The organism is Pseudomonas sp. 2822-17 (assembly GCF_002742485.1).
GTDB classification, from domain to species: Bacteria; Pseudomonadota; Gammaproteobacteria; order Pseudomonadales; family Pseudomonadaceae; genus Aquipseudomonas; species Aquipseudomonas cyclaminis.
Map to the genome: position 1 here is coordinate 1 of NZ_LJRZ01000841.1, position 255 is coordinate 255.

At 34.1% G+C, this 255-nt stretch carries 1 protein-coding gene; it reads right to left on the minus strand.

The features are described 5' to 3' along the window. On the minus strand, nucleotides 1-255 hold a 255-nt coding region (locus AOA60_RS33600; RefSeq protein WP_218240930.1), incomplete at both ends, for a two-component system activity regulator YycH.

Sequence of the window (255 nt, forward strand, 5' to 3'; positions counted from 1 at the left end):
GCATTAGCTTGAAACATTCTCTCCTCATCAAGCGAAATAAAACGAATTATTACATCTGAAGACATTAAATTATCGTTAACGTAAAGTATTATTCGATCCACCGTTTCTAATGGCATCTCATAACCATCCAAATCAAAAATCCTTTGAATCCATTCTCCATCTAACTTTTGTGAGAATGCAAGTTCAATCCCTTCAAACCTGTTATCCTTTGAAGGTGGCCTTGTATAAGTTGATATCAACTGTTGAATTTGTACT